15 protein-coding genes are annotated in these 15,413 nt (G+C 72.6%); 9 read left to right on the forward strand and 6 right to left on the reverse strand.

Going from position 1 to position 15,413, the window contains the following annotated elements; all coding sequences use genetic code 11:
- Positions 1-88: 88 nt before the first annotated feature.
- Positions 89-745, reverse strand: coding sequence for a snapalysin (gene snpA, locus ACFUN8_RS26560; RefSeq protein ID WP_383642471.1), 657 nt, complete (start codon positions 743-745; stop codon positions 89-91).
- Positions 746-946: 201 nt separating this feature from the next.
- On the opposite strand from snpA, the gene ACFUN8_RS26565 reads away from it, so the two are divergent.
- The 4 genes from ACFUN8_RS26565 to ACFUN8_RS26580 all read left to right on the forward strand — a co-directional run bounded on the left by ACFUN8_RS26565 (position 947) and on the right by ACFUN8_RS26580 (position 5,205).
- Positions 947-2,014 carry a LysR substrate-binding domain-containing protein gene (locus ACFUN8_RS26565; protein WP_383642474.1) on the forward strand — a complete coding sequence of 356 codons (1,068 nt, stop codon included), beginning with the start codon at positions 947-949 and terminating at the stop codon, positions 2,012-2,014.
- Positions 2,015-2,148: 134 nt separating this feature from the next.
- Positions 2,149-2,529 carry an ArsR/SmtB family transcription factor gene (locus ACFUN8_RS26570; RefSeq protein WP_383642477.1) on the forward strand — a complete coding sequence of 127 codons (381 nt, stop codon included), beginning with the start codon at positions 2,149-2,151 and terminating at the stop codon, positions 2,527-2,529.
- The gene (locus ACFUN8_RS26575; RefSeq protein WP_382569339.1) at positions 2,529-2,801 is read left to right on the forward strand and encodes a hypothetical protein; all 273 of its coding nucleotides are present in this window, start codon (positions 2,529-2,531) and stop codon (positions 2,799-2,801) included. Before ACFUN8_RS26570 ends, ACFUN8_RS26575 begins: the two co-directional genes overlap by 1 nt.
- A gap of 130 nt (positions 2,802-2,931) precedes the next feature.
- The gene (locus ACFUN8_RS26580) at positions 2,932-5,205 is read left to right on the forward strand and encodes an MMPL family transporter (protein WP_383642481.1); all 2,274 of its coding nucleotides are present in this window, start codon (positions 2,932-2,934) and stop codon (positions 5,203-5,205) included.
- Here ACFUN8_RS26580 and ACFUN8_RS26585 read toward each other — a convergent pair.
- The gene (locus ACFUN8_RS26585) at positions 5,172-5,795 is read right to left on the reverse strand and encodes a TetR/AcrR family transcriptional regulator (protein WP_383642484.1); all 624 of its coding nucleotides are present in this window, start codon (positions 5,793-5,795) and stop codon (positions 5,172-5,174) included. The genes ACFUN8_RS26580 and ACFUN8_RS26585 overlap by 34 nt on opposite strands.
- A gap of 87 nt (positions 5,796-5,882) precedes the next feature.
- Between ACFUN8_RS26585 and ACFUN8_RS26590 the strand changes: the two genes are divergently transcribed.
- From ACFUN8_RS26590 to ACFUN8_RS26610, 5 genes are all read left to right on the forward strand, one after another.
- A complete protein-coding gene (locus tag ACFUN8_RS26590) occupies positions 5,883-6,899 on the forward strand; it encodes a DMT family transporter (protein ID WP_383642487.1) in 1,017 nt (338 codons plus the stop codon).
- A 73-nt stretch (positions 6,900-6,972) separates the two neighbouring features.
- Complete coding sequence (locus ACFUN8_RS26595; RefSeq protein WP_383642490.1) at positions 6,973-7,392, forward strand: RidA family protein; 420 nt, start codon at positions 6,973-6,975, stop codon at positions 7,390-7,392.
- Positions 7,389-8,375 (forward strand): hypothetical protein, encoded by a 987-nt coding sequence (locus ACFUN8_RS26600; protein ID WP_383642493.1) that lies wholly within the window; start codon positions 7,389-7,391, stop codon positions 8,373-8,375. The genes ACFUN8_RS26595 and ACFUN8_RS26600 overlap by 4 nt, the downstream gene beginning before the upstream one ends.
- 205 nt (positions 8,376-8,580) lie before the next feature.
- Positions 8,581-9,954 carry a glycosyltransferase family 87 protein gene (locus tag ACFUN8_RS26605; protein ID WP_383642496.1) on the forward strand — a complete coding sequence of 458 codons (1,374 nt, stop codon included), beginning with the start codon at positions 8,581-8,583 and terminating at the stop codon, positions 9,952-9,954.
- Positions 9,951-11,081 carry a glycosyltransferase family 4 protein gene (locus tag ACFUN8_RS26610; protein ID WP_383642499.1) on the forward strand — a complete coding sequence of 377 codons (1,131 nt, stop codon included), beginning with the start codon at positions 9,951-9,953 and terminating at the stop codon, positions 11,079-11,081. Before ACFUN8_RS26605 ends, ACFUN8_RS26610 begins: the two co-directional genes overlap by 4 nt.
- Positions 11,082-11,280: 199 nt before the next feature.
- Here the strand turns inward: ACFUN8_RS26610 and ACFUN8_RS26615 are convergent, their stop codons facing one another.
- The 4 genes from ACFUN8_RS26615 to ACFUN8_RS26630 all read right to left on the reverse strand — a co-directional run bounded on the left by ACFUN8_RS26615 (position 11,281) and on the right by ACFUN8_RS26630 (position 15,283).
- A complete protein-coding gene (locus ACFUN8_RS26615; RefSeq protein ID WP_383642502.1) occupies positions 11,281-11,955 on the reverse strand; it encodes a LuxR C-terminal-related transcriptional regulator in 675 nt (224 codons plus the stop codon).
- On the reverse strand, positions 11,943-13,190 hold the full coding sequence (locus tag ACFUN8_RS26620) for a sensor histidine kinase (protein WP_383642554.1): 1,248 nt from the start codon (positions 13,188-13,190) through the stop codon (positions 11,943-11,945). Before ACFUN8_RS26620 ends, ACFUN8_RS26615 begins: the two co-directional genes overlap by 13 nt.
- Positions 13,191-13,358: 168 nt before the next feature.
- Positions 13,359-14,027 carry a response regulator gene (locus ACFUN8_RS26625; protein WP_383642505.1) on the reverse strand — a complete coding sequence of 223 codons (669 nt, stop codon included), beginning with the start codon at positions 14,025-14,027 and terminating at the stop codon, positions 13,359-13,361.
- A complete protein-coding gene (locus tag ACFUN8_RS26630) occupies positions 14,024-15,283 on the reverse strand; it encodes a sensor histidine kinase (RefSeq protein WP_383642508.1) in 1,260 nt (419 codons plus the stop codon). The genes ACFUN8_RS26625 and ACFUN8_RS26630 overlap by 4 nt, the downstream gene beginning before the upstream one ends.
- Positions 15,284-15,413 lie beyond the last annotated feature (130 nt).

Here is a 15,413-nt window from a genome sequence, read left to right on the forward strand (position 1 = left end):
GTACTCGACAGCGAGTACCGGCACGCCCGGTCGGTGCCTGATCCGGTGGGGGGTCCGATCTGCCGGTCGACGGCGGATCAGCGACGGATCAGGAAGCCTTGGCCAGCGCGGCCGCGAAGCCGTTCGCCCAGAGGCTGTTGACCTGGTTGCGCTCGGCCTGGTCCGGCTGCGAGTTGGTGCAGGACGGGCCGGGGCCGCCGCCCGACATCAGCTTGCTGCAGGGAGCCGTGTAGTTGTCCGGCAGGCCGAGCACGTGCCCGGTCTCGTGGGCGGTCACGCGGAGGGAGTCGTACTGCTGGTTCTGCGCGTAGTCCAGGAAGATGTAGCCGCGGCCGTGCCCGTCGGTGCTCGCGTACGAGCCGCGCGGGTCGTTGCCCTCTTCGTAGGTGAAGTCGGCGTTGCCACCCTGCTGGAGCTGCACGTTGGCGACGGAGCTGTTCCAGATCTGGGTGCTGCTGGCTATCTCGCCGGCGAACGACGGGGCGCCGGAGGCGTCGTACACGACGGTGACGGCGAGGGCGCCCGGGTTCGCGGCACGCTTCTCGGCGACCGACTTCATGACGGCCTCGTAGAAGGCCTTGGTCGCGGCGGAGTCTTCCGACGAGCCCTCGTACTGGGCGTACGAGGTGGTGGCGGGCGCGGCGCTGGTGGGGTCAGCGGCGGCGGCCGGGGTGGCGGTGAGGGCGGTCGCGAAGGCCAGCGAGAGTCCGGCGATCGCGGAAAGTGCCGTCTTGGGGTATCTCATGTGGGGGGCTCCTACTCGTCCTACGAACGGGTTCGGTGGGATGAGTGTCGTGCCTCACAGCGCCGCTGCGGATGATGCCGAAGGGCGATAGCACCAGAGCATCACCCAGGCGTCGGCTCGCCCAATTTTCTTCGAATGAAAGCCAATTACTGCGTTTTGGGTCCCTGGCGTGACGCAAACAGCGGGCCTACTCTTCGGTACATGGAGCTGGAGGTCAGGCATCTACGCGCGCTGTGCGCCATAGCCGACGCGGGAAGTCTGCACAAAGCGGCCCGGCAGCTCGGTATGAGCCAGCCGTCCCTGACGACGCAGCTGCGGCGGATCGAGAACTCGCTCGGCGCCGAGCTGTTCTCCCGTGAACGCACCGGCTGCCGCCCCACGTTGCTCGGTCACTCCGTACTCAGCCGCGCGCGTCCGCTGGTCGCCGGGATGGCCGTCCTCGTCAGCGAGGCGAGAGCGGCGGCCGACCGGTCCGCCGGGCCCCGGCTGCGTATCGGCTCCACCGCGAGCCGCGCCCTGGCGGGCTGGCTGCGCAGACTGCGCGAGCGGCTGCCGGGCACCGACATCTCACTCCAGATGGACGTCTCGGCGAACGCGCTGCTGCGTCAGGTGTCCGGGGGCGGGCTCGATGTGGCGTTCGTGCACGAGGTGGAGGGCTGTCCGCTGCGAGTGCCGCCGGGGCTCGACCGGCGCGTACTGGTCGAGCGGGAACCGCAGTTCATCTCGCTGGCCCATGACCACCCGGCGGCCGGCAGCCAGATCGTCGAGCTGGCCGACCTGGCGGCCGACCGCTGGATGATCGACCCGACCGTGGACGGTGAATGGGACGGTCTGCGGCGCGTTTTGGGCGAGGCCGGGCTCAACCCGCCCGTCCTGCACGGGGATTACCTGACCGCCTCGTCACTGATCGCGGTCGGTGAGGCGATAGCACCCTGCCAGCCGACCTCGGTCCCGCGCGAGGACATGGTCGTACGGCCGCTGCGGGACGACCCGTTGGCGGTGCGGCTGCTGCTGTTCTCGCGGCCGGGGGCGTACGAGGGCGCGGGCATCGTGGGCCCTGGCATCGCAGGACCTGACACTGCGGGCCCTGGCGCTGTCGCGAGCGCGGGCGGTGACGCGAGCGCAGAGGGTGACGGGGACGGTCCCGGAGGCGCCGAGGTGTACGCGGACCTGGAGGCGGCCTACCGCGAGGCGGCGTTGCAGGCCGTCGTGTACCGCCAGTGGCTGATGCGCAACAAGAGCCCGCTGCTGCACGCGCCCGCGGCCTGAACGTCCGATCCGAGCGCCGGCCGACCCGCGCTTCTCCCTCCCTTCGCATCCCTTCCAACATGCCCCCTCGAACAGGGGGTTAGTAATTCACGTAGGCACCTGCTAACTTTTCTTTGCATGTGCAGGAGGTCGCGATGAGCCCACCCGTGCCCACGGGCGACGAACTGGTGCGCGTACTGGCGACGCTGTCCAACCCCCACCGACTGCGCGTCGTCGCGGCACTCGCCGGGGGACGCAACTACGTCAGCCGGCTGGCCAGGGAGCTGGACATCAGCAGGGCGTTGCTCCAGGTCCACCTCAAGAAGCTCGAAGCCGCCGGTCTGGTGACCTCGCGGCTGGAGCTGTCGGACGACGGGAAAGCCATGAAGTTCTACGAGGTGAACGCGTTCGCGGTCGTTCTGACGCCGCAGGACATCGTCACCGCCGTACAGACGCTGAGCAGTCAGAGCACGCAGGGCAATCAGGGCAATCAGAGCAACCAGAGGGACGACAGAGAAGAGAAGGGGGCCGTCTGATGGACGACGAACAGGCGTGGCAGGAAGTCATCGGAGCGATAGGGCTGTTCGCGATCCTGCTGATCGTGGTGACGCTGACCCTGTGGCACTTCACCGTGGGCCGCCGGACCAGGGAGGTCAGGGCCGACGAGAACGAGTACCGCCAGCTCGCCGCCCAGGCGGTGGAGGGCCAGCAGCGTACGGAGAAGCAGCTCGCCGACCTGGGCAGGCAGCTCACCGATCTGCAGAGCCGTACCGGATCGCTGGAACGGATCCTCAAGGACGTCGAATAGCCCGGCCACCGAGCCGCACACAACCCCGGGCCGCCGAGCGGCAACTCGACGACCCGGGCACAGAAGGACGCTCCACTCGCCGAACGGCGAGCTCCACGGATACGACCCTCCAAGTGAAGGAGAGCAGCTCATGCTGCGCCGAATCAAGTCAGAACCCACGGGACCCGGCGAACGCGCCGCACCGGCCGACCGCCCCGGACTGGTCGAGTCCGTCGCCGGCTGGTCCGCCGGAAACCGCACGGCGGCCATCGCCGCGTGGCTGCTCCTGGTCGTCGTCGCCGTCCTGTCCTCCTCCCTGTTCCCCGGGGAACAGGTCAGATCGACCGACCCCGGCGAGGCGGGCCGGGGCCAGCGGATGATCTCCGCGCAGAACGCCGGGGACTCCATACGCGAGAACGTGATGATCCGGGCAGGGGAGGGCGGGACCCCCGCGACCCGGCGCGCCGCCACGAAGGACCTGGTTACGGCGTTGCGCGCGGTGCCCGACGCGGCGAAGGACGTCGGGTCGCCGCTCGGCGCGGACGGTGGCCGCTGGGTCTCGCAGGACGGCACGGCCGACCTCGTCACGTTCGAAATCGCCGGTCCCGACGCCGAGTTCGCCGCCCACAGGCAGACCGCCTTCGACGCCGTCGAGAAGGTGGTGCGACAGCACCCCGAGGCGCGTATCGACCAGGCCGGTGACTCCAGCCTCTCCTCGGCGGTCGACGACGGCATCAAGGACGACATGAGGCGCGCCGAGACCACCTCGCTGCCGCTCACCGTCGTCATCCTGCTCGTCGTCTTCGGCTCGCTCGTCGCGGCGGGGATCCCGCTGCTGCTGTCGGCGACCGCCGTCGCCGCCGCGTTCGGGCTGCTGGACACGCTCGGCCGGTGGGTGCCGTTCAACAGCGCCGCCTCCGCGATCGTGCTGCTCATCGGCATGGCCGTGGGCATCGACTACTCGCTGTTCTATCTGCGCCGTATCCGCGAGGAGCGAGCGGCCGGGCGCTCGGTCCAGGAAGCGCTGCGGGTCGCGTCGCGCACCTCGGGCCACGCGGTCGTGGTGTCCGGGCTGACCGTGATGGTGTGCATGACCGGGTTGCTGTTCACGGGTGTCGACGTCTTCAAGGGGCTCACGCTCGGCACCGTCCTGGTGGTCGGTCTCGCGGTGCTCGGCTCGGTGACGGCGCTGCCCGCGCTCGTGGCCGCGCTGGGGGACCGTGTCGATCTGGGCAGGATCCCGTGGCTGGGACGGCGGCGTACGGCCGCGGGCCGGTCGCGGATCTGGACGGCCGTGGCGGGCAAGGTCGTACGCCGTCCGCTGCTCACCGGCGGTCTGGCGGCGCTCCTCCTCGCCGCCATGGCGCTGCCGGCGCTCGGGCTGCACCTCCAGGACGCCACGCAGATCCAGAGCCTGCCGCGCGGTGTCTCGGCGGCGGCCGACGCGGGCGCCCGGATGCAGCGGGTGTTCCCCGGGGTTACCACGCCGGCGCGCGTCGTGGTGTCGGACAACGGCCCCGAGGCGCGGGCGGCGGCCGACGAGCTGCACGAGCAGGCCGCGGGGAGCGACGGGGCGCTGCGTGAGCCGATCACGACGGTGCCGGTCGGCGACATGCTGGTGGTACGGGTGCCGCTGGCCGGGGCCGGTACGGATCCGGAGTCGATGCGCGCCCTGGAATTCCTGCGGGAGCGGGCGGTGCCCGCGACGTTGGGGGCGGTGCGGGGGGCGGAGGTCGCGGTCGCGGGCCGGACCGCCATGCCGTACGACTTCACCCGGCAGGTGAACGCGCGGACGCCGCTGGTCTTCGCCTTCGTCCTCGTCCTGGCCTTCGTCCTGCTGGTCGTCGCCTTCCGCTCGCTCGCCCTGCCGCTCGTGTCGATCGCGCTGAACCTGCTGTCGATCGGGGCGGCGTACGGGGTGCTCGTCGCGGTCTTCCAGGGAGGCCGGCTGGAGTCGCTGCTCGGCTTCAACGCCTATGGGGGCGTGGTGAGTTGGCTGCCGCTGTTCATGTTCATCATTCTGTTCGGGCTGAGCATGGATTACCACATCTTCATCCTCAGCCGGATCCGCGAGCGGTGGACCGGTTCGCCGGGCGGCCCCGACTCCACCCGCGAGGCGATCGTCGGCGGTATCGCCGCCAGCGCGGGGGTCGTGACCAGCGCCGCCGCCATCATGGTCGGGGTCTTCTCGGTCTTCACGACGCTGTCCTCGATCGAGTACAAGATGCTCGGTACGGGGATGGCGGTGGCGATCCTCATCGACGCGACGGTGGTACGGGGCGTACTGCTGCCGGCGGCGCTCGCGCTGCTGGGGGACCGGGCGTGGACGCTGCCGGGGCGGCGGGGGCGGTCGGCCGGCCGTCGTGAGACCGACGCCCATGCCGTCGACCGTCAGACGTACGGCCCGAGCACGACCCGCGCCTGATCGCGGGCGAGCCCGAGGGCGTCGGGGAAGATGCCCAGGCCGTGGGCCACGAGCGCGCCCTCGTGCAGGAGCATGAGCGTGCGGGCGAGGCGGTCGGCCGTCTCGGACGGGGTCGCCTCGCCCGGCGCCAGGACCTCCCGCGCGAGGCTGGTGAACAGCTCCAGCATCCACGCCTTCTGATCGGTGATCAGGGTGTACGCCGGATGCCCCGGATCGTCGATCTCGGCGTGGGCGTTGACCATGCTGCACCCCCGTGAGCCGTTCGCCTCCGCCCAGGCGCGCGAGGCGTCGAAGACCGCGAGCACGTGCTCGGCGGGTGACGGGGGAGCGGCGGCCAGCCGCTCGTCGAGGAGGGCGCGCCAGCGTTCGTCGCGGCCGGCCAGATACTCGACGACGATCTGCTCCTTCGAGCCGAACCGGTCGTACAGCGTCTTCTTGGTGACCCCGGCCTCGGCGGCGATGCGGTCGACGCCGACGGCGTTGATGCCGTGCTCGTAGAACAGCCGCGACGCGGCGTCCAGGGCGCGGCGCGCGCCGGGGGTCAGGACGATCCGGCGCGGGGTGCGGCTCACGCTCTCGTTCACGCTCATGGCGGCAAGTATACCGATCTGTATAGTGGGGCGAGTGAGTAAACAGATCGGTATACCTCTCTCGTCCGTCACGGGTGGTGTCCTGCCGTGAACCTTCTTCTCTCCGTCGCGTTCGTCGTCTGCTGGAGCTCGGGCTTCATCGGTGCCAAGCTCGGCGCCGGCAGCGCCGACGCCGTCACGATCCTGATGTGGCGCTTCCTGCCGCTGGCCCTGGTCCTCGGGGCGGTCGCCGCCGTCCGCGCCCGCGCGGCCTGGCGCGGGCTGACGGCGCGCGGTCTGCTGCGGCAGTGCGTGATCGGCGCGCTGTCGCAGAGCGGCTACCTCCTCACGGTCTACTACGCGATCCAGCTCGGCGTCTCCAGCGGCACGACCGCCCTGATCGACGGGACGCAGCCGCTCGTCGCGGGCGCGCTGGCCGGACCGCTGCTGCGGCAGTACGTCTCCCCGCGCCAGTGGCTGGGGCTGTGCCTCGGCGTGACGGGAGTGCTCGTCGTGACGTCGGCGGACGCGGCGGCGGTACGGGGCGTGCCGCTGTGGGCGTACGCGGTGCCGTTCCTCGGCATGCTGTCGCTGGTCGCCGCCACGTTCCTGGAGAGCCGCACCCGTGAGGCGGTCGCGCCGTCCGTCGCGATGACGATCCACTGCGGCACGAGCGCCGTCGTCTTCACCGCCCTCGCCGTCGCCGCGGGCGCGGCGGTGCCGCCCGCCGAGACATCCTTCTGGCTCGCGGTCGGCTGGCTCGTACTGCTGGCGACCTTCGGCGGATACGGACTGTACTGGCTGGTTCTGCGCCGCTCCGGGGTGCTGCGCGTGAACACCCTGATGTTCCTGATGGCGCCGGTCACGGCCGTATGGGGCGCGATCATGTTCGGCGAACCCTTCGGCCCGCAGACGGCCGCCGGGCTGGCCGTCGCGCTGATCGCGGTGGCGGTGGTACGAGGCGGGGCGCGCGGTCCTGGGGAGGCTGCCGCGCACAGTTCGGGGGAGGCTGCCGCGCCGGGTCCGGGGGAGGCTGCCGCGCAGGGTCCGGCAGGCGACCCGGCGGCCGGTGGAAACTCCGGTGACGCGCGGGCCCGCCGCGCGGACAATGGCACGCGGGCATGACCGCGACGGCCTTCGGCGCATCTCACGCGTCACCCCGTGACCGATCGATCCACCTCTGGCAAGGAGCGACCCCATGGTGCGGCGCACAACCGTCCCCAGCCTCTTCCCGCCGCCCGGCTACGCGCACGCGGCCGTGGTCGAGACCGGCAGGCGTCTGGCGTTCATGGCCGGATCCGTACCGCTCGACAAGGACGGCACCCTCGTCGGACCGGGCGACTTCGCCGCGCAGACCGAGCAGGTCCTCGCGAACCTGGAGACCGCGCTGCACGCCATCGGCAGCGATCTGAGCCGGGTGATCTCCACCGACGTGTACGTGGTGTCGTCGGACCCGGGCGATCTGAGCCGGGTCTGGGACGTGGTCCACGCCTCGGGTCTCACCACGGGGCCGCCCACCTCCACGCTGCTCGGGGTCGCCTGCCTCGGCTACACGGGCCAGTTGGTGGAGATCACGGCGGTGGCCGAGGCCGACGGAGCGACGGACTCGGGGGAGTGAGGGCGGCCTCCCTCAGAGCGGGAGTCGCGGCTCTCACCGCCCTCGCCGCTCTGGCCGGCTGTTCGGCAGGCCCCGGCTCCGGCTCCGGCCCCGGCTCCGCCGCCGACGAGGCGCCCGACACCTCCGCGTACACCGACGGCAGCCGCGTGCCGAAGGTCGAGAAGGAATGGGACATCCCGGAACTGCCCCTGGCCCGCTACGAGTTCAGCGCCGACGACACCAAGCGCACGAGCCAGGCCCAGGCGCGCGGGGCGGAGCGCTGCATGGCCGGCTTCGGCTTCACCGGCTTCTCCCTCGACCCCACCAGGCCCGTCCTGGTCGACAGACAGGCGTCCGTCGCCGCGCTGGTGGCGGTGGCGATGGCGACCCCGTTCGGCGAACTCGACCTCGACGAGGCGCGGCGCTGGGGCTACGGATGGGACCCGAAGTCACCCGGCGGGGACAGGGAGAAGGGCCGCACGGTGACCGAGGCGCAGTATCAGGTGCTCTACAACCCCGACCGCTCCGCCGACCTCACCGTCAAGGGCCGCAAGGTCCCCGAGGGCGGCTGCTTCGGCCAGGCGTCGGCGCGGCTCACCGAAGGGGTCGAGGACCCGACCCGGATGTACACCTACACGTCGAGCCGGACCCAGGCGCTGGCCAAGAAGGCGCGGAAGGATCCCGACGTGAGTGAGGCGCTGCGCACCTGGGCGGCGTGCGTCGAGGACAGGGGCTTCAAGCGGTACAAGGGCCGCGAGGAAGCCTTCCGCGACGAGGCATGGGACCGGGGCGACGACGGCAACACCCGCCGTACGCGACGGGAACGGGACACGGCCGTCGCCGACATCGAGTGCGCGCGCGAGCACAACACGGTCGGGGTGTGGTGGGCCGGCGAGGCGCGGGCGCAGTCCGCCGACATCGAGAGCCACCGGGAGCGGTACGAGGCGGTGCGGCGCGACCAGGACGTCGTACGGGCCAACGTCCGCGACGTGGTGGGGGATTGACGGGGGATGGACGGGGATTGAGCGGAATCTGAGCGGGACCTGAGCGGGATCTGAGGGCGGACCGAGACGGTCCGCCACCGGCCGCGCTCGGGTCCCGTCGGGTCCGGTCGGGTCCGCTCCCGCCCGCGCGGTAGGGGAAACCCGACCACCAAGTCTCGACCTGGCCGTGCTGACCCCGACAGGCCCCGGCGGCTGCAATGTCGAGGTGATTACTCGGCGAATCGAACGCGACAACAGCAGGTCGGCGGCACCCTGGCGGTGGCCCGTGGGATGGCTGCTCGCCGCCGTGTGGGCGGCGGCCTTCCCCCTCGTCTCCGAGGTGGGGACGCACCGCGTCTGGGGCGGCTGCGCGGCCGTGGGATACACGAGCGCCGCCGTCGCCGCACGGGTGCTGCCGCGCCCGCGCGCGGTGCGGGTCCCGGTGGCGGTGGCCCTGGCGGGCGCGGTCGTACTGCCACTGCTGCTCCTGGTCCTCACCGGCCAGGCGCAGTCCGAGGTCGATGTCGTCGAGCGGTCCGGCCGGCTGCTGTACGAGCGGGGGACCCCGTATCTGGACGCGCCCCGACGGGTGGAGGAGTACACGCCGTATCTGCCGGGGATGGCGCTCCTGGGGATCCCCCGCGCGCTGCTCGGTGAACACGGCTGGGTGGCCCGGTACTTCGGCGACGCCCGGGTGTGGTGCGCGGCGGTGTTCCTGGCGTGCCTGGTGGCGAGCCGGGGAGTCGTACGGCGGCCCGGCGGCGGGGCCCAAGTGCGCGGTGGGGACGAGCGGTTCGGTACCGCGACGGCCGCGCTGATCGCCTCGCCGGTCGTGGCACTGCCGCTGTGCGTCAGCGGAGTCGACCTGCCACTGGCCGGGCTGTGCGTGCTGGCCGTCGCCTTCGCCGTACGTGGGCGGCCGGTGGCGGCCGGGCTGGTGCTCGCCGCCGCGTGCTCGCTCAAGTGGACGGCCTGGCCCGCGATTCCGGTCGTCGTCGCGCTGCTCGGCCAGGTGCGGGGCGCCCGGCCGGCGCTGCGCTGCGCGGGTACGGCGGTTGCCGGTACGGCCCTGCTCATCCTGCCGGGCGCGCTGCTCTCACCCGGTCCGATGGCCGAGCAGGTGCTCGCCTTCCCCACCGGGCGGGGCGAGTTGGCGACCCCGGCGGCCAGCCCGCTGCCCGGCCGGCTGCTGGCGGAGCAGGGCGCCATGGGGTGGGCGGCGGCGGTGACCCTGCTCGTGTGCGGTGCGATCGGCGTCGGCGTCTCACTGGCCCTGCGACCACCACGGGACGCGGTGGGGGCCGCCGACCGGCTGGCGCTCGGCCTCACGACCGCGTTCCTGCTCGCGCCCGCCGGGCGGTTCGGCTATCTGGCGCTGCCCGTGCTGCTGGTGGTGTGGGCGCGGTCGGTGGACACGGTGGCGCCGCCGGTGGGAGAGGGCGGCACCGGGGGCGTGGGGGCCGGCGCGGGCGGCACCGGGCGTGCTTCGGCCCGCACGGCCCGCATAGGTGGCACCCAGGGTCCGTCAGCGGGTCGTGTCGGCGCTGGTGGTACCCGGCGTGTGCCGGTCGGCCGTGTCGGCGCGGGGCGGCGCTCATGAGTTCAACTCTCGTCATCACCAACGACTTTCCGCCCCGCCAGGGCGGCATCGAGACCTTCGTGCACGCCCTGACCTCCCGTATGCCGCCCGACCGCGTCGTCGTCTACACGTCGAGCGAGCCGGGAGCCGCCGCGTACGACGCCACCCTGCCCTTCCCCGTCGTACGGGACCGAGCCCACACCCTCCTTCCGACCCGGCGCGTCACCCGGGCCGTGATCGAGACAGCCCGGAGCCACGGCTGCGACCGGGTCTGGTTCGGGGCGGCGGCCCCGCTCGCGTACATGGCGCCCGCGCTGCGGCGCGACGGGATACGGCGCATGGTCGCCACCACGCACGGCCATGAGATCTGGTGGGCCCGTACGCCCGGTGCGCGGCAGGTCCTGCGGCGGATGGGCGGGCAGGTGGACGTCGTCACCTACCTCGGTGAGTACACCCGCTCGCGCATCGCCCCGGCGCTCGGCCCCGGCGCGCGGACGAGCCGCCTCGTACCGGGAGTGGACGCGGCGACGTTCCGGCCGGGCAGCGCCGCCGACGATCACCAGCACCGCGTCCGGGCCCGGCACGGGATCGAGGGGAAGAAGATCATCCTCTGCGTCTCACGCCTCGTCACCCGCAAGGGCCAGGACATCCTCGTACGGGCGCTGCCGCTGATCCGGCGGGCGGTACCGGACGCGGTGCTGGTGATCGTCGGCCAAGGCCCGGACGAACGGCGGCTGCGCGCACTCGCGCGCCGGTACGCGGACGGCGCCGTCGTCTTCGCCGGCGGCAGGAACCATACGGAGACGGCGAGTTACTACGCGGCGGCCGACGTCTTCGCGATGCCGTGCCGTACGCGGAAGGGCGGCCTGGAGGCGGAGGGGCTCGGCATCGTCTTCCTGGAGGCGGCGGCGAGCGGGCTCCCGGTGGTCGTCGGCGACTCCGGGGGAGCGCCTGACGCCGTGCTGGACGGGCGCACGGGGCGGGTGGTCGACGGCAGGGACGTGACGGCGGTGGCGGAGGCACTGACGACGCTGCTGCTCGCACCTGAGCGGGCGCGCGAGTTGGGGGAGGCCGGGCGGCGGTGGGTCACGGAGGAGTGGTCCTGGGAGGCGTCGGCGCGACAGCTGACGCGCCTCCTCGAACCCTGACTCCCTCGAACCCTGACTCCCTCTCGAACCAGGGCGAACCTCGGTCGAACCCCCGAACGGATTCTGCTCACACCCCGAACGGGCCCCCGAACGGCCCCCGATCGCACCCTTGATCGCGCTCCTGACCGCACCCTCGACCGCGCCCCTGAGAACCGCGAGCGCCCTCAACCCCGCCCCCCGTCCGTGTCTTCTCGCAGCGCTACGCCGTCTCGCCGCGCAGATGCGCCAGCACCGCGAGTACCCGCCGGTTGCCCTCCGTCGGGTCGAGGTCCAGCTTCATGAAGATGTTCCCGGCGTGCTTGACCACCGACGCCTCGGTCACCGTCAACCGCTGCGCGATCGTCTGGTTGTTGAGCCCTTCCGCCATCAGTCCCAGGACCTCCCGCTCGCGCGGCGTGAGCCGGCGCAGCGGGCGGCTCCGGGCGTGCTGGACGAGCAGGACCCGTACGACCTCCGGGTCGATGACCGTCTGCCCGTCGGCCACCCGCCGCATCGCGTCCAGGAACTCCGAGACCTCCCCGACCCGGTCCTTGAGCAGATAGCCCAGTCCGGCGGCCTCCGATTCGCCCGCGCCACCGAAGAGTTGGGTCGCGTACGCGGTCGCGACGTACTGCGACAGCACGAGCACCGGCAGCCCGGCGTGCCGGGCCCGTAGCTCCAGCGCGGCCCGCAACCCCTCGTCGCGCTGGCCCGGCGGCATCCGGACATCGGTGATCACGAGGTCCGGGAGGGCGGGGCGCGCGTCGTCCACAGCGCGCGCCAGCGCCTGCGCGTCGCCGACGGCGGCGATCACCTCGTGTCCGCCACGGGTCAGCAGCTCGGTGAGCCCCGCCCGTAGCAGTACGGAGTCTTCCGCCAGTACTACGCGGAGCACGGCACCTCCATCCGGACCCTCGTCGGGCCGCCCACCGGACTGGACACCACCAGTCTGCCTTTCAGGATCGCCGCACGGTCCGCGAGACCCTGCAGACCCGCGCCGGCGGCGGGGACCGCCCCGCCGCTGCCATTGTCGGTGATCACGAGAGTCAGCCGGCCGTTCCGCAGCCTGCCGACGACGGACATCTCGCTGGCGTCGCTGTGCTTGGCCGCGTTCGTCAGCGCCTCGGTGACCGTGAAGTACGCGACCGTCTCCACCGCGTCGGGCAGCCGGCGCGGCAGGTCGATGTCGACACCGACCGGGATCGGGCTGCGGAGCGCGATCTCCGCGACGGCGGCGTCCAGGCCGTGGTCGGTCAGGACCTGCGGATAGATGCCGCGCACCAGGTCACGCAGTTGCGTCAGCGCGAGTCGCGCCTCGCCGCGAGCGCGCGCCACCAACTCCGTGGTGGGCGACCCGCTCTCCCGCAGCTCCAGCTCCGCCAGCCCCAACGTCATGGTGAGCGCGACCAGTTGCTGCTGCGCCCCGTCGTGCAGATCCCGCTCGATACGGCGCCGCTCGGCCTCGAACGCGTCGGCCAGCCGGGCGCGCGACCGGGTCAACTCGACGACCTGGCGCTCCTCGTCGCGGGGCGACAGCAGGAACACCGCCGTCCTGACCTGCGCCCCGGCCAGCAGGCCCGCCGCGTACGCGCACAGGGCGAGGGCGACGAGTCCGGCGGCGGTGGCGGGCAGGGCGTGCAACGGGCTCTCGATCGCCCTGCCCGGGATGAGCATCACGCTGTCCGGAGCCACGGCCCGGACGATGAGCGGCGCCGCCGTCAGGACGACGGCGAACGTCAGCCCGATCGCCACGCCGAACCCGGCGAGCGCGAAGACGACGCCGGACACCACGACGTATCCCAGCTCGCGCCAGGTCGACCGCTCCCGCAGCCGGGCGCTCAGCCGCGCCCGGCGGCCGGCGCCGGGCAGCGAACGGTGCGGGTCCAGGACGGGCACCGGCTCGACCAGCCGCAGCCGGCGCCGCTCCAGCGCGGCCACGGGGATGCCGAACACCGTGGCGGCCAACAGGAGCACGAGGCCCACGCCGATGACGGACAGGATGACGCCGAAGACGGCCAGGGCCGTCAGAACGACCACGTAGGCGAGGCCGGTGAGCGCGCCGCTGAGCAGAAACGCCCACGCGCGCCAGGGCCAGCTCGACAGGAGGAAGCGCAGCGGGGGCTGTCTCATGGCGCGCCACACGGCGACACCGGAGACCGTCGCCTCCCGTTCCGCTTCCCCTTCCGCTGCGGAGCCCGTTTTCAGGTCCGGCCCAAGCGGCTCGTCCGACTCATCCGATATACGCACCAGGTCAGGGTACGAAACGGGGCGCGCCGCCCCGCCTTCGCGGAGGGCCGCTCAGCCGGGTGGCACCACGAGCCCCGTCTCGTACGCCAGGATGACGAGCTGGACCCGGTCGCGGGCGTCGAGTTTGGCCAGCAGGCGGGTCAGATACGTCTTGGCGGTGGCGACGCTGATCGACAGCTCGGCCGCGATCTCGGTGTTGGACAGACCACTGCCCACGAGGACCAGCACCTCGCGTTCCCGGTCGGTGATGCCGGTGACCGTGCGCGGGGCGGGACGCGACGTGGGGCGGCCCGCGAACTCCTTGATCAGGCGACGGGTGACGCTCGGCGCGATCAGGCCGTCGCCGCTCGCCACCACCCGGATCGCGGCGAGGATGTCGTCCAGCGCCATGTCCTTGACGAGGAAACCGGCGGCTCCCGCGCGCAGCGCGCCGTACACGTGATCGTCCTCGTCGAACGTCGTCAGCACGATGACATGCGTGGTGCCGGGCCCCGCAGTGATCTGCCGAGTGGCGCTGATGCCGTCCGTGCCGGGCATCCGGATGTCCATCACCACGACGTCGGGGGCGAGTTCGGCGGCCAGCCGTACGGCCTCGGCGCCGGTGCCCGCCTCGCCGACGACGTCGAGGTCGGGCGCGTCGGTGATGACCATGCGCAGCGCGGCGCGGACGAGGGGCTGGTCGTCGGCGAGTACGACGCGTACGGGCGCGGGGGCGCTCACGCGCCGACCCCCACCGGCACCGGCAGCCGCGCCGTCACCCGGAAGCCGCCCTCGGGGCGGGGTCCGGCCGAGAAGTCGCCGTGCAGCAGGGCCGCGCGCTCGCGCATGCCGACGAGACCCCATCCTTGGCCCTTACCGCTGCGCCCGTGCCCGCGCCCGTCCCAGCGCCCGTCCCAGCGCCCGTCGTCCGTGATCTCGATGGAGAGTTCGTCGGTGCGGGAGTCGACGCTGACGCGGCAGGACCGGGTGCCAGCGTGGCGTACGACGTTGGTGACCGCCTCCTGGATGATGCGGTACGCCGCGATGTCGATCTCCGGCGGCAGCGGGCGCCGTTCCCCGTGCCAACGCACCTCGACGCGGACCCCTGCTGCCGTCGTCGTCGCGGCCAGCCGCTCGACGTCGGCGAGACCGAGGGCGGGACCGAGGGATGCGCTGTCGCCGTACGCCAACCCCTCTGCGTGTTCGGGGAGTTCGGGCTCCGCCTGCCGCAGCGCGCCGAGCATCCGGCGCAGCCCCGCCAGCGTCTCGCGCCCCGCCGTCTCGATACTGCCCAGCGCCTCACGCGCGGCGACGGGCTGCGTCTCGATGACGCGGGCCGCCGCGCCCGCCTGGAGGGCGATGATGCCGATGCTGTGCGCGACCGAGTCGTGCATCTCGCGCGCGATCCGCAGCCGCTCGGCGGTGACCGCCTGCGCCGCCTCCTGGACGCGGGACTTCTCGGCGTACTCCCGCGCCTGGTGGGTGGAGTTGCCGATGAGCCAGGCGATGGCGGCGGTCATCGCGACGGCCAACTCGGCCGACGTACCGACGTTCCACCCGCACACCAACCGCACGGTCAGATAGCCGACCAGTGTGCCGAGCGCCATCGCGAGGGCGACGAGACCGGTCCGGCGTGGCCGGGTGGCGGCGACGACATACAGCGCGACGTCGACCGCGAGGAACTGCGCGAGCGGAATCTCGCCCACCCCCAGCGGAGTCGTCGCCACGACGGAAGCGGCGAGCAGCCGGCCCATCGCCGCCACCGGCCGATGGGCCAGCAGTCCGCACCCCCACAGCGCCAGCGCGGTGCCGGCCGCCATCATCACCAGGCCGTCCCACCGGTAGAACACGACTCCGGCCATGACCGTCGCCGCCTCCTCGCCGGGCAGCCTCAGCCGCATGAGGAAGGTGAAGACCATGCCCGCGCCCCAGGCCAGGGCGGTCCAGGTGCTCGGACGTACGCGTTTGAGCAGGGGCAACGGCAGCATGGCGGTCATGGGCCGATGCTAGCGACGCGGTCCGCGCGGGTCATCGGACCGTGGTTGTACACCCGTGGCCGACAGCCGGCGGCGCGATTGTCGGCGCCGGTCCGACGACACGCGGGGGAGCGCGCCGCCACCGTTGGCC

Origin of the sequence: Streptomyces sp. NPDC057307, assembly GCF_042667665.1 — a bacterium.
Taxonomy (GTDB): Bacteria; Actinomycetota; Actinomycetes; order Streptomycetales; family Streptomycetaceae; genus Streptomyces.

Bases quoted from the DNA above. Each gene is read 5' to 3' on its own strand.
- snpA (WP_383642471.1), bottom strand. From the start codon at position 745: ATGAGATACCCCAAGACGGCACTTTCCGCGATCGCCGGACTCTCGCTG.
- ACFUN8_RS26565 (WP_383642474.1), top strand. From the start codon at position 947: ATGGAGCTGGAGGTCAGGCATCTACGCGCGCTGTGCGCCATAGCCGAC.
- ACFUN8_RS26570 (WP_383642477.1), top strand. From the start codon at position 2,149: ATGAGCCCACCCGTGCCCACGGGCGACGAACTGGTGCGCGTACTGGCG.
- ACFUN8_RS26575 (WP_382569339.1), top strand. From the start codon at position 2,529: ATGGACGACGAACAGGCGTGGCAGGAAGTCATCGGAGCGATAGGGCTG.
- ACFUN8_RS26580 (WP_383642481.1), top strand. From the start codon at position 2,932: ATGCTGCGCCGAATCAAGTCAGAACCCACGGGACCCGGCGAACGCGCC.
- ACFUN8_RS26585 (WP_383642484.1), bottom strand. From the start codon at position 5,795: ATGAGCGTGAACGAGAGCGTGAGCCGCACCCCGCGCCGGATCGTCCTG.
- ACFUN8_RS26595 (WP_383642490.1), top strand. From the start codon at position 6,973: ATGGTGCGGCGCACAACCGTCCCCAGCCTCTTCCCGCCGCCCGGCTAC.
- ACFUN8_RS26610 (WP_383642499.1), top strand. From the start codon at position 9,951: ATGAGTTCAACTCTCGTCATCACCAACGACTTTCCGCCCCGCCAGGGC.
- ACFUN8_RS26620 (WP_383642554.1), bottom strand. From the start codon at position 13,190: ATGAGACAGCCCCCGCTGCGCTTCCTCCTGTCGAGCTGGCCCTGGCGC.
- ACFUN8_RS26630 (WP_383642508.1), bottom strand. From the start codon at position 15,283: ATGACCGCCATGCTGCCGTTGCCCCTGCTCAAACGCGTACGTCCGAGC.